Source organism: Ruegeria sp. BI12 (assembly GCF_056537985.1).
Genome location: NZ_JBQFSL010000002.1, coordinates 146,596 through 158,578, shown reverse-complemented (window position 1 = coordinate 158,578; position 11,983 = coordinate 146,596). Strand labels below are relative to the sequence as shown.

The 11,983-nt window shown below is 57.0% G+C and carries 15 protein-coding genes; 7 read left to right on the top strand and 8 right to left on the bottom strand.

Translation table 11 applies throughout. The features are described 5' to 3' along the window. Positions 1-31: 31 nt before the first annotated feature. From ACR0AK_RS14080 to ACR0AK_RS14045, 8 genes are all read right to left on the bottom strand, one after another. The gene (locus tag ACR0AK_RS14080) at positions 32-376 is read right to left on the bottom strand and encodes a hypothetical protein (RefSeq protein WP_480793762.1); all 345 of its coding nucleotides are present in this window, start codon (positions 374-376) and stop codon (positions 32-34) included. Continuing rightward, a complete protein-coding gene (gene flhB / locus ACR0AK_RS14075) occupies positions 376-1,461 on the bottom strand; it encodes a flagellar type III secretion system protein FlhB (protein WP_480793761.1) in 1,086 nt (361 codons plus the stop codon). The genes ACR0AK_RS14080 and flhB overlap by 1 nt, the downstream gene beginning before the upstream one ends. Next, the gene (locus ACR0AK_RS14070; protein ID WP_480793760.1) at positions 1,458-2,231 is read right to left on the bottom strand and encodes a flagellar biosynthetic protein FliR; all 774 of its coding nucleotides are present in this window, start codon (positions 2,229-2,231) and stop codon (positions 1,458-1,460) included. Before ACR0AK_RS14070 ends, flhB begins: the two co-directional genes overlap by 4 nt. Then, on the bottom strand, positions 2,228-4,315 hold the full coding sequence (gene flhA, locus ACR0AK_RS14065) for a flagellar biosynthesis protein FlhA (protein ID WP_480793759.1): 2,088 nt from the start codon (positions 4,313-4,315) through the stop codon (positions 2,228-2,230). Before flhA ends, ACR0AK_RS14070 begins: the two co-directional genes overlap by 4 nt. A 9-nt stretch (positions 4,316-4,324) precedes the next feature. Continuing rightward, positions 4,325-5,014, bottom strand: a complete 690-nt coding sequence (locus ACR0AK_RS14060; protein ID WP_480793758.1) for a transglycosylase SLT domain-containing protein — start codon at positions 5,012-5,014, stop codon at positions 4,325-4,327. Between the two features lie 73 nt (positions 5,015-5,087). Next, on the bottom strand, positions 5,088-5,564 hold the full coding sequence (locus tag ACR0AK_RS14055) for an Lrp/AsnC family transcriptional regulator (protein WP_480793757.1): 477 nt from the start codon (positions 5,562-5,564) through the stop codon (positions 5,088-5,090). Then, a complete protein-coding gene (locus tag ACR0AK_RS14050; RefSeq protein WP_480793756.1) occupies positions 5,551-6,783 on the bottom strand; it encodes an MFS transporter in 1,233 nt (410 codons plus the stop codon). The genes ACR0AK_RS14055 and ACR0AK_RS14050 overlap by 14 nt, the downstream gene beginning before the upstream one ends. Positions 6,784-6,786: 3 nt before the next feature. Continuing rightward, complete coding sequence (locus tag ACR0AK_RS14045) at positions 6,787-7,050, bottom strand: metal-sensing transcriptional repressor (RefSeq protein ID WP_480793755.1); 264 nt, start codon at positions 7,048-7,050, stop codon at positions 6,787-6,789. Positions 7,051-7,184: 134 nt separating this feature from the next. On the opposite strand from ACR0AK_RS14045, the gene ACR0AK_RS14040 reads away from it, so the two are divergent. From ACR0AK_RS14040 to ACR0AK_RS14010, 7 genes are all read left to right on the top strand, one after another. After that, entirely contained in the window at positions 7,185-7,799 is a 615-nt protein-coding gene (locus ACR0AK_RS14040) for a ribonuclease D (RefSeq protein WP_480793754.1), read from the top strand. After that, the gene (locus ACR0AK_RS14035) at positions 7,796-8,758 is read left to right on the top strand and encodes a KpsF/GutQ family sugar-phosphate isomerase (protein ID WP_480793753.1); all 963 of its coding nucleotides are present in this window, start codon (positions 7,796-7,798) and stop codon (positions 8,756-8,758) included. The genes ACR0AK_RS14040 and ACR0AK_RS14035 overlap by 4 nt, the downstream gene beginning before the upstream one ends. Before the next feature lie 14 nt (positions 8,759-8,772). Next, complete coding sequence (gene lptC, locus ACR0AK_RS14030) at positions 8,773-9,372, top strand: LPS export ABC transporter periplasmic protein LptC (RefSeq protein ID WP_480793752.1); 600 nt, start codon at positions 8,773-8,775, stop codon at positions 9,370-9,372. Between the two features lie 3 nt (positions 9,373-9,375). After that, positions 9,376-9,867, top strand: coding sequence for an LptA/OstA family protein (locus ACR0AK_RS14025; RefSeq protein ID WP_170565077.1), 492 nt, complete (start codon positions 9,376-9,378; stop codon positions 9,865-9,867). Beyond that, positions 9,867-10,625 (top strand): LPS export ABC transporter ATP-binding protein, encoded by a 759-nt coding sequence (lptB, locus tag ACR0AK_RS14020; RefSeq protein WP_170565074.1) that lies wholly within the window; start codon positions 9,867-9,869, stop codon positions 10,623-10,625. The genes ACR0AK_RS14025 and lptB overlap by 1 nt, the downstream gene beginning before the upstream one ends. Positions 10,626-10,878: 253 nt before the next feature. Continuing rightward, the gene (hpf, locus tag ACR0AK_RS14015; RefSeq protein ID WP_058273067.1) at positions 10,879-11,442 is read left to right on the top strand and encodes a ribosome hibernation-promoting factor, HPF/YfiA family; all 564 of its coding nucleotides are present in this window, start codon (positions 10,879-10,881) and stop codon (positions 11,440-11,442) included. 60 nt (positions 11,443-11,502) lie between these two features. Continuing rightward, entirely contained in the window at positions 11,503-11,967 is a 465-nt protein-coding gene (locus tag ACR0AK_RS14010) for a PTS sugar transporter subunit IIA (protein WP_170565071.1), read from the top strand. The last annotated feature ends 16 nt before the right edge of the window (positions 11,968-11,983 follow it).

Genomic DNA, 11,983 nt, shown 5'->3' with positions numbered 1-11,983 from the left:
CGGCTGGCATTGATTGGACTATGGGCAGTCTTTATCGGCGTTTCTTGCATAATGTGGAAACCGCCTGTTTGCGCCCGAACGCGACGCGCAGGTTCGCAAGGGCTGTCAACTTTTGCGCTCTTAACCGGGCAAGCTGTGTGTTGAGTTGCCTGCGTGTCGCCGATTCCCACCCGTTCCAAAGCACATCTGTGCCGGTAACACGGTAGCCTTCAGAAGACTCCAAATCCTGCCGGGTTTGTTGAACTTGCGCATCAAGCCGGACCAATTGGTGCTGTACCCGCGCCTCGGCTTCGAGCACTGGGTGCAGGGATTGGTATTCTCGCTGAAACGCGGCTTCGGTAACTATTGCCAGATCCTGCAGCTGCTTACGTTTCATCAAATCTGCTCCTTCGCCCGTTTGCGCATTGCCTCGGCGAATCGGATAGCAGCGGCAACAGGTCGGTAATGCTCTTCAGATATCTGCTGTCCGATCTCGACCGTGGCATGCAGAGCACGCGCCGTCGGTGGATCAGGATGGATTGGGACGCCGGCCTGTCCGGCGGCCTCGCGGATGGCAGCTGCGACGGAATCCACACCCTTGGCCACACATACTGGTGCCGATCCGACGGTGCGGGACCATTTCAGCGCGACAGCGAAGTGGGTCGGGTTGACGATCACAACATCGGCTTTTGGCACCTCGGCCATCATTTGATTGGTTGCGATATCCTGGGCGCGCTGACGACGTTGCTGTTTTACATGCGGGTCGCCTTCGGCATCTTTGGTCTCATCCTGGATTTCCTTGCGCGACATCCGGTTTTTGCGCATGTGCTCGGCGTATTGCCAAATGTAATCGACCACACCGATGGCCAGGGCGACCGTAATCACGATGAACATGAACCGGAACAGAAGGTTCGTCATCAGCATCACGGACGACCGCGCCGGAGCGGTACTTGCCGACAGAATCTCGTTGAGGTTGGCCCGCAGGAAAAGCGCCAAACATGTGCAGTAGATCACCAATTTCGCAAAGCTTTTACCAAATTCGAACAACCCGCCGCGCCCAAATTTGTTTTTCGCATTGGACGGTATCGATATGCGCGACGGCTTGGGTTTCAGTTTGGTGGGCGCAAACACCAGCGCGCGCTGTGAAATTAGGCTGAGCAGAACAGCGGCAGCGGGAAGGCCAAAGAGGATCAAAACAGACAGTAAAGCCGTCTGCAGTATTCCCCCGACCGGGCCGGCGGCCGAGCCGGTGGTCAGCAATTGCCCAAAATCATCTGCCTGATCAATCAAAACGGCGAACAATGTACCCAATCTTTGCACCGCAAGTTGCCCTGCGGCCAGCATGGCAATCAGCAAACCAACATAGGAGGCCACGACGGACAGGTCGTTGGACTTGGCGACTTCACCTTTTTCCCGCGCTTTCTGCAGCTTTTGCGGCGTCGCCTCAAAGGACTTGTCACTGTCGTCGTCCTGACCATTCATCTTATGAACTCAAGCGGGTTGGTCATGAATGCGAACAGGGCGTCGGACCACACCGACAAGATCAAAGGTGCGCCTGCAAAAAGCAGAAATAAGCCCGCGAAAGTGATCGCGGGCGCGCCAACAAATGCCACCATCAACTGAGGCATCGCCCGGTTGATGACCCCAAGCGCAAGGTTATAAATCAGCGATGCGATGACAAAGGGCATGGCCAAGCTGAACGCCAGACTAAAACTGCGCGCAATTTGTTGCACGCCCCATTGCGACATATCCGGTGCCAGTGGGGCAATGCCAATCGGAAACATCGTGTAGCTGTGTATCAGAAATTGCGCGACACGGATATGCAGGCCCAGTAGTACAGCCAGCGCCAGACCTGCAAGGGTCAACAAATACCCCATTGCCGGAACAGGATCGACAGCGGCCCCACCTAGAATTTGAGACAGCGATGTCGATTGCGCCGCAATGGATCCAGCTGTTTGCAAGGCCAGAACGAACAGACGTAATCCAATGCCCAGTGCCAGCCCGACAAGTGTTTCTGTGCCAATCAACTGCACCAGCGGCAACAATCCTTGCCCGTGGTCGGGCGCAGGAACGGCAGGCGTGACAATCAGCGTAAAAGCTGTGGCGATCCCCAGCTTGACGCGGGTTGGAATGCTGCGTTCCCCAAATGCGGGCAAGAGGGACACCAAGGCCGACACCCGCAGGAAGACGGCAAAGAAGTGCCACAGACCATCGGCCAATTCCGGCAATAAAGCTGGTGGCAAGGTGATCATGCGGGGACTGTTCCGACCAAAGCGGGTCGCGCCTCAAGCCCGATTTCCTCGAAGGATAGAACTGGATTCGACACGCCCCGCGCTTGCATGATCGTACGCAGCAACCGCCGTCGGCGCGTCGAAGTCACGAGTGCCGGGAACACCCCGTGATCGGCGGATTGTGTGACAGTGTCGACGACACCATCTGCCAGTCTGTTGAACAGGTTCGGCGGCAAGGCCACATCCAATCCGGCGTTGGGCGCGTCGATCTGGTACGAGGCAAACGTGTCCTCCCACTCGGGCGCAAGCTGGATCAACGGAATGGATCCGTCGCCCCGTTTCATGTCGGCAACCAACTGGAACCCCAATCTTTGCCGGACCAGCTCGCAAATCCCCTCTGGCTGGGTTGTGGTCAGGCGCGCCTCGGCAACGCTTTCCAGAATCAGGGCCATGTTGCGGATCGAGACCTTCTCTTCCAGCAGCAGACGTAGAACCGAATGTAGCGTGTCGATTGGCACCTTGTCCGGGATCAGTTCGTCCAGCAGTTTGCGGTTGGCTTCAGCCCGAACCGGATCGCTAAGCCGTGTCATCTCGGACAGCAGGCGGCGCAGGGATTTCAGGGTCAGCAGACGTGCGAAGTTTTGTTTGATGATCTCTAGCAGGTGTGTCGCCAATATTTCGGGCGGTGAGACGATGGTTGCGCCGCTCAGCGCTGCGGCCTCTTGATCCTTGGGCAGAATCCAGCGGGCCGGGGCCCCATAGACGGGTTCGGTGACATCATTGCCGTCGGGCAGCATGTCGTGACCGTCCTGCACCAGCGCCAGTACAAGATCGGGATTCAGGACACCGCGCGCCTGCTCGACCCCCTGCACCTTGATCACATAGGTTCCCAGCGGCAGTTCTGCCCGGTCGGTCAGGCGGATGTCGGGCAGGATCAGCCCAAAGCTGGAGGCGACATAGGTGCGCATATTGGCAATCCGGGCATCCAGCCCGGTGCCGGGGTTAAGAACCATACTGACAAGATCAGGGGCGAATTCCAGATGAACGTCGTCCAGATCCAGAATGTCCCCGATGGCCTGCGAGACCGGGGTTTCATCCTGTGACGATGGCGCATGGTCCGCGTCGGCCTCGGCCTTCTGTTTTCGGTTCACCGAATAGGCCGCATAGCCCAGAACGCCTGCGCCTAGGATGAAAGGCAAAAAGGGCAGGCCAGGCACCAATGCAAATAACACCATCAGCATCGCCACTGTGCCCAGCGCCGCAGGGTGACGACCCAGTTGAGAGAAGATCGCGCTGTCCGTCGCGCCTTGGGTCCCGCCTCGGGCCAGCAACAGAGCCGACGCGATTGAGATGATAACGGCAGGGATTTGCGACACCAATCCGTCGCCGACGGTCAGGATGGCATAGGTCTCGAAAGCGGATGAGATGGGCATGCCGTGCACGATCACACCCATGATCAGACCCATCACGAGGTTCAGCAGGGTGATCAACAGCCCCGCAACTGCGTCTCCCTTGACGAATTTCGAGGCCCCGTCGAGGGATCCGAAGAACGTCGTTTCCTGCTGTTCCCGCTCTCGCCGTTCTTTAGCCTGCTGATGGTCGATGGCGCCGGCGGACATATCGCTGTCGATGGCCAACTGTTTGCCGGGCATTCCGTCCAGCGCAAATCGTGCACCGACCTCGGCCATACGGGCCGCGCCTTTGGTGATGACCATGAAATTTACGATCAATAGTACGCCAAACACGACAAGGCCCAGAAAGATGCTGCCGCCCATGACGAAATTCGCAAACCCCTCGATCACATCTCCGGCCGCATTTGGGCCGGTATGTCCCTGACCGATGATCAGTTTGGTCGAGGATACGTTCAGCGATAGCCGTAGCATTAGCGAGGCGAGAAGGATCGTCGGAAAGGATGAAAAATCCAGCGGGCGCTCTATGAACAGCGTCAGGGTAAAGATCAGGATCGCCAGTGCAAATGAGGTGGCCAGTCCGACGTCCAGAACCCAAGCGGGCATCGGCAGGATCATCATCACGATGACCGTCATCAACGCCAGCGCCAGCAGCACGGTCGGAGAAAATAGCGAACGGGCGTCGATCTTGGGCACGAGAGGCTCCTAGTTGAACTGGATAAAGGCTGTTGCTGCGCTGGTCACCGGCACCAAAGACCCCATCGCGCCAGTGTCGGCAGGCTCTGCCCGGGGCGGAAACAGCGGGCTTGCGGCCCCGGTAAAGGGATCGCGCGACGCAAATGCGGTCGGGGCTTGATCATCCAATTGGGACAGAACGGTTTTAAAACGCTCCATGTAAGCGTTCGCCAAAGCCGGTGTGCGCGAGTGATAGGCGCCGGCGGCGGCGTTCCATGAACCCAGCTCAGCATACAACTCTTTCAGAAACTGCGCTGCATATGTTGCGTTTTCATCGGGGTTGAACATGGCGTCTATCGACCTGAAAGCCTTGCCATGCCAGCGGTAATTGATCTGGAAACATCCAACGTCAAAGCTGCGTTTGCCTGCTTTGAAGATACCGAAGACATATGATTTTGCCTCTAGTTCTGAGGCGAACCAAATGCCCTTCCCTTCGACATTGATCGTCCAGGGCCAGGGTTGCAGCGCCCCGTCCACCGTGCGGCCCGTTTCAACCCGGGCAATGGCGCGCATGATATCCAGCGGTACGCCTTCGGCCAGGGCGGCGCGCTGGGCGGCGTGTTCGCATACATGGGCTGTTCGGGTGCTGGGCATGGCAAAACCGTGCGGCGCAGCCAACAGCGCCACAAAGGTCAGTGCTGAGATCGTTCGATTTGGCATTCTGCCGGTCCGGGATTCTGATCAGTCCCGGCCAAGCTATCGGTTTCAGGGTTTACAGAGAGTTATCGACTACTCAGTTTCGGTCGATCCGCCGCCCAAACACGACACTGGTATTGGTCCGCAGGATACCGGGTATCCTGGCCAGATCGTCGACCAGAATGTCCAGATCCTCGATCCTCGGGGCTTCTGCGGACAAGAGCAGGTCGAATTCTCCGTTGATCGACAGGCAGAGTTTGACCTCGGGATAGGTTTCAAGACGCTTGATGATCCGCGTGGTCTCTTTTTGCTGAACCTCAAGCAGGACAACGACCTGAACGCGCGGTGCGTCTTCCGGGGCGTTCAGACGCACCGAGTATCCGGCAATAACGCCGCGCTCTTCCATCCGTTGAATGCGTTCATGCACGGTGGTGCGGGCCACGCCAAGTTTCGCTGCGATCTTGGTCGTGGATTCGCGGGCGTTGTGCTGAAGGGCCGAAATGATGCGACGGTCAAGCTGATCCATAGGACCAAGGTTTAGTGCAAAGCCCGTGGAATACTCAAGGTTTGTCAATATCTTTGCCCGGCGCGGTTTCCGGGTTGGACCGCGGCCAGATCAGAGGCGCAACACCAAGCCCCAAAAGGGCTGCAATCGTCATCCAGATCAATGCGTGCTCGGTCCCTTTTGAGGTCATCAGCCATCCGGCCAGCGGGTAAAGAGCCAGCCAGCAGGCATGGGACAGAGTGAACTGGGCCGCAAAAACTGCGGGGCGGTCTTCGGGTCTTGCCGTGCGCGTCAACAGTCGACCAGAAGGGGTCATAATGGCCGAATAGCCCAGACCAGCACCCGCCCATAGCGCCGCAAGACCCCACAAGGTCATCGGAATTAATGCGAACAACCCGGCTGCAAATGCCATTGTTAACGTCCCGAGCGCCGCGCCGGTAAGCATGACGCTGCGGTCCTCGTATCTGTTTAGAAGTGAGGGCAGTATGAAGGCAGCCAGCATCGAGCCGCCACCATACCCAGCCAAGGCGACGGCCACGGCACTCTCGGACAGTCCAAGATCGGCGCGCACGATGACGACCGTGTTAACGATGACCATCGCGCTGAGCGCGGCGGCTGTCCAAGTCAAAGCCAGTAATCCGCGCAACCGAGTCGCGCCAAGATAAATGCGAATGCCCCGCGTCGTCCGGTCGTAAATCCCTCGGCGTTCAGTTGGTTTGGGTGAGGGCAGGGTAACCGACACAACCAGGATCGCGGAGGCAACGAATCCGAGGCTTGTGCCCCAGAAAAGGCTATCAAAGCTCATGATCAGCAAAAGCGCTGCAGCCAAAGCCGGGCTGAGCAGGCTTTCAAGGTCATATGCCAGCCGGGACAGCGACAAAGCTTTGGTATAGTCCTGTTCATCTGTCAGAACATCCGGAATTGTTGCCTGGAAAGCGGGCGTAAACCCGGCAGAGGCTGATTGCATAAGGAATATCAGCACATAGATCTGCCAAATCTCGGTCACAAACGGCAGGCACACCGCAACAGCGGCCCGCACAAGATCAAGAACCACCAGCATTTTGCGCCGGTCCAGTCGCTCCGCAAATGCAGCGGCGAGCGGTGCGATAACCACATAGGCCACCATCTTGATGGTTAGTGCGGTTCCCAGAACCATACCTGCTGCGTCACCGGCCAGATCAAAGGTAAGCAATCCCAAGGCAACGGTTGCCAGCCCGGTTCCCGCTAGAGCGACAACCTGAGCGGCCAGTAAATGGCGGTAAACGCGGTTTTTCAGGACGCTCAACATCGCTCACAGATACTTTGTGATTGCTTTGAAGTCTTCCACGTCCGGGTCTTTCGCATCGGTCGTCGGTGCCAGGCAGTGATCAATATGATCATGGATCAATGCCCGCTTGGCGTTAGTAATAGCCTTTTCTACTGCAAAAAGCTGTTGTGCGATGTCGGTGCAGGGCGCCTGATCTTCGAGCATGGATATTACTCTGGCCAGATGCCCGTGCGCCCGTTTCAGGCGCGCGTGGATTTGCGGGTGCGAAGTGTGTTTGTGCTGCGTCATTCAATAACCCTATCCTCCCCATAGGGATAAGATCAACACAACCTGCGGGTCCCTGCCGCAGAAGTGTGGATGGCGTTGAGTTTACGAGTCAAACCTCCTATCTCGGGGGCGATACCGGACAAAGGACAAGCCCCGTGGCAAACCATCTGTACAAAAACGACCTGCCGGACGGGTTGGATATGGGCCCTGTTGTGGCCATCGACTGCGAAACCATGGGTCTGAACCCGCATCGCGATCGTCTGTGCGTGATCCAGATGTCGGGCGGCGACGGAGACAGCCATATTGTTCAGGTCGAAATAGGCCAGAACAAGGCCCCGAACCTGTGTGCGATGCTGGAAAACCCTGACGTGCTAAAGCTTTTCCACTTTGGCCGTTTCGATATTGCCGCGATGTATCACGCATTTGGTGCGCTAGCGGCCCCGGTCTATTGTACCAAGATCGCCAGTCGGCTGGTTCGCACCTACACCGACCGGCACGGGCTGAAGAACCTGTGCCAAGAACTGATAGGCGTCGATATCTCAAAGCAGCAGCAGATGAGCGATTGGGGCGCCGAAACCCTGACGAACGCGCAGTTGGAATATGCGGCCTCGGACGTTCTTTACCTGCACCAGTTACGCGACGCGCTGGATGGACGCTTGGCCCGCGAAGGCCGCACTGAGATGGCGCAGGCCTGTTTTGAATTCTTGCCGATGCGTGCGAAACTCGACCTCGCCGGTTGGCCCGAAACGGATATTTTTGCGCACTCATGACCGATACCGAAGCATTCCTGAGAACCGCCCGACAAGTCATCACCGACGAGGCCCGTGCCTTGGACGTGCTGGCCGAAAGCCTGGATGACCAATTTGCCAAAGCCGTGCAGATGATCCTGCAGGCTCCGGGCCGCATCATAATCAGTGGTATCGGAAAGTCGGGCCATATCGGCCACAAGATCGCTGCGACACTCGCTAGCACCGGCACACCCGCCTATTTTGTGCACCCGGCCGAGGCCAGCCATGGCGATCTGGGGATGGTGTCCAAGGGCGATGTTGTTCTGGCGATTTCGAACTCGGGTGAGGCGCCGGAGCTGGTCAATCTTCTGGCCTTTACCCGCCGTTTCAGCATTCCGCTGATTGGCCTGTCCAGCAAGCCGGAAAGCACGCTGATGAAACAGGCCGATGTGCATTTGCTGATCCCCTCATTGGGCGAAGCCTGCGGTTTCGGCATGGTGCCCTCGATTTCGACCACACTGACTCTGGCGATGGGCGATGCCTTGGCCATTGCTTTGATGAAGTACCGCGATTTCAAGCCCGAGGACTTCCGTGCCTTTCATCCCGGCGGCAAGCTGGGCGCGCAGCTGTCTACTGTGCGCGATCTGATGCATGTTGATCTTCCCGTGGTGTCCATTGGGACACCGATGAGCGAAGCATTGCTGGTCATGAGCCAGAAAAGCTTTGGCGTCGTGGGCGTGGCCGACGAGGCCGGCCGCCTGATGGGTATTGTCACAGATGGCGACTTACGCCGGAACATGGACGGTCTGCTGAACAAGACCACTGAAGAGGTGATGACCCGTGATCCCCTGACCATTTCGCCCAATGCCATGGCGGAAGAGGCGGTTGCGATCATGAATGACCGCAAAATCACTTCCTTGTTCGTGGTTGATCCGGAAGCACAGGGGCAGGCAGAAGGGCTGCTGCACATCCACGATTGCCTGCGCGTCGGGCTGGGGTAGGCGGAGGGCTGAGAGTGGACGGACATTCACGCAGGGTTCAGTTCTTCAAGGTGGTGCTGCCGTTGGTGGCCATCGCGATGCTGTCGACTGTGTTCTTGCTATCGCGCAGTATCGAAACCAATGTGTCCGTGCCCTTCAGCCAGAAGGATATTGATGAACGTTTGGCTGATCAGGTGGTAACGCAGCCCAACTATCAGGGAACCACCCGCAAAGGCGAAGATATTCAGATCGAGGCTAGCCGGGCAACGCAAGGAACAGAAGGCGAAGCGCCCACGGCAGCCGAGTTTCGGGGGCGTATGGGCCTGTTGAGCGGCGGCGTGATTACTTTGGATTCCAACTCCGGCATGATCCGTCCGGACAAGAATACGGCTACCTTTATTGGCGATGTGGTTATAACAACTACGGACGGCATCGTCGTTACGACCGATCTGTTGAACACTGCGCTGGATGAAATACAGGGCGATACGCCAGGTCAGGTCGACGGAACTGGTATTATCGGTGATTTTACTGCGGGCAGAATGACGTTCGGGACTGAAAAAAAAGATGGACCGGTCCATATTATTTTTACAGATGGCGTGAAGTTGGTGTATGAGCCAGAAAAAGCAGAAAGATAACCTGTGTTCTATTTTCGTTTAGCCCTTGTAAGCTGTGCTCTGGTAACCGGTGCGATCTCTGCGTCCGCGCAGGAAACTCAGGTCGCGTTTGGCTCAGCGAATGCTGACCCCAGCCTGCCGGTTGAGGTGACCTCGGAAAAGCTGAACGTAAATCAGGAAGATGGCTCGGCCGAATTTCTGGGCAACGTGATCGTGATTCAGGGCGAAATGCGTCTGACCGCAGAACGCGTGCTTGTCATCTATAACGAAGAACGTTCGGGCATCGAGCGCATGGAAGCGACCGAGGATGTGGTTCTGGTCAGCCCGCCAGACGCGGCTGAAGGCGATTGGGCGGAATACACCATCGACTCAGGCGAGATCGTCATGAAGGGCAACGTTTTGTTGTTGCAGGGACCCAGCACGATCAGTGGCGACCAGATGAACGCCAATCTGACCACCGGTAAGGCGACAATGACCGGCAATGTAAAGACCATCCTGCAACAGGGGGCCAACTGATGGCCCAGCCAAACCTGACGGTGTCCGAAGGTGCCTCTGGACTGAAAATCGAGAAACTCCGTAAGTCTTATCGCAAAAAGACTGTAATCCGTGATGTCTCGATGACGTTGGGCCGGTCCGAGGTGGTGGCATTGCTGGGGCCGAACGGTTCGGGCAAGACCACAACATTCTACTCGGTTGCAGGTCTGGTGTTCCCCGAGGCGGGGACCGTTACGATTGACGGTCAGGTTGTTACGACGTTGCCCATGTATCGCCGCGCACGACTTGGAATCGGCTATCTACCGCAGGAAATGTCGATTTTCCGTGGTATGAGCGTTGAAGACAACATTGCCGCTGTTTTGGACATAACCGTCAAACACGCCCACCGTCGCAAGGAACGGTTGGAAGAATTGTTGTCTGATTTCTCAATCGAGCACTTGCGCCGCGCACCCGCATTGGCCCTGTCGGGCGGTGAACGACGCCGGGTTGAGATTGCGCGTTGTTTGGCGGCTGATCCCAAATATCTGCTGTTGGATGAACCTTTTGCGGGCGTTGACCCGATCAGCGTCGGGGATATCCGCCATCTTGTGGCAGACCTGAAAAAACGTGGAATCGGCGTGTTGATCACCGATCACAACGTACGCGAAACGCTCGAAATTGTGGATCGTGCCTACATCCTGCATGACGGTCAGGTCTTGATGTCCGGGACGCCCGATGAAGTGGTGGAGAACGAAAACGTTCGTCGTGTCTATCTCGGCGAAAATTTCCGGATTTCATGAGCTTGCGCAGATTTGCGCCGAGAGCATGGCGGAAATCACGTATATACACGCCTGTTTTGATTGACTCTTCCGCCGTCTCTTGCCTCAATTGGGGCATGGCATTTCTTCGGTTCCCGTCTGGATCACGACGCCCCTTCCTGGAAGGGGAGCCGGTGCGGTTACCGCAGGATTTGCCGATGTCCCCCACCCGATAAAAACAAGCGCGTCGCATTACGTGACGTCAGAAATGGGTGTGAATTGTGAAGGAGATCACATGCGTTACCAAATCAGCGGAAAACAGATCGACATCGGTGCGGCCCTGCAGACACACGTGCAGACCGAACTGGGCGAGGTCGTGGGCAAATATGCCCAACGTCCGACGGATGCCAACGTCGTCTTTTCCCGTTCAGCGCATGAATATGTATGCGAAACAACTGTGCATCTTTCGACTGGCCTGACTGCCCAGGCGAAGGCACATGCAACCGAGATTTACGCGGCGTTTGAGGGATGCTGCGACAAGATGGAGACGCAATTGCGTCGCTACAAGCGCCGCCTGAAGGACCACCACAAGGATCGTTCTGAGCCTGTTGAACTCTTCGGAGCGTCGTCATATATCCTCGCCTCTGACGAATCGGAGACGGCTGACGAACCCGATACTCTGCAGCCCATGATCGTGGCTGAGATGGAAACCAAGATACCATCGCTGAGTGTAGGGGAGGCGGTCATGCAGATGGAACTTGCCGGCGCACCGGTGTTGGTGTTCCGGAACGAAAACAAGGACGGATTGAATGTCGTGTACCGTCGCGAAGACGGGAATATCGGCTGGATTGATCCGTAACAGGCAAGACTAGCAAGGCACGCCCCTGCAAAGGCAGGGGCTTCGCCATGGAGCGTGATGATGGAGCTTTCGAGCATTTTAAAGCCCGAAGCAGTACGTGTGTTGTCCGCCGCTTCTAGCAAGAAGCGGTTGTTTCAGGAGATTGGCGATGTCGCCGCCGGGACTTTGCACCTGGATGCGCAGACAGTGGTCGATTGCTTGCTGGAGCGCGAAAGCCTAGGCCCAACCGGGGTTGGTCATGGTGTGGCATTGCCGCATGCTAGGTTGGGAGATTTAGAATCGGTTTCGGGTGTATTTGTCATGCTCGAAAAACCGATCGATTTTGGATCAGTCGACCGCCAGCCAGTTGATATTGCTTTTGCGCTTTTCGCGCCCGAAGAAGCGGGAGTAGACCACCTTAAGGCGCTAGCATTGGTGTCCCGGACACTGCGCGATACATCTGTGTGCACCAAGCTGCGGGCAAACCCTGATCCGGTCAAATTATATGCGATTCTGACCGAAGCGCAGTCCATGCAGGCCGCTTGAACCAACCAGATTAAAA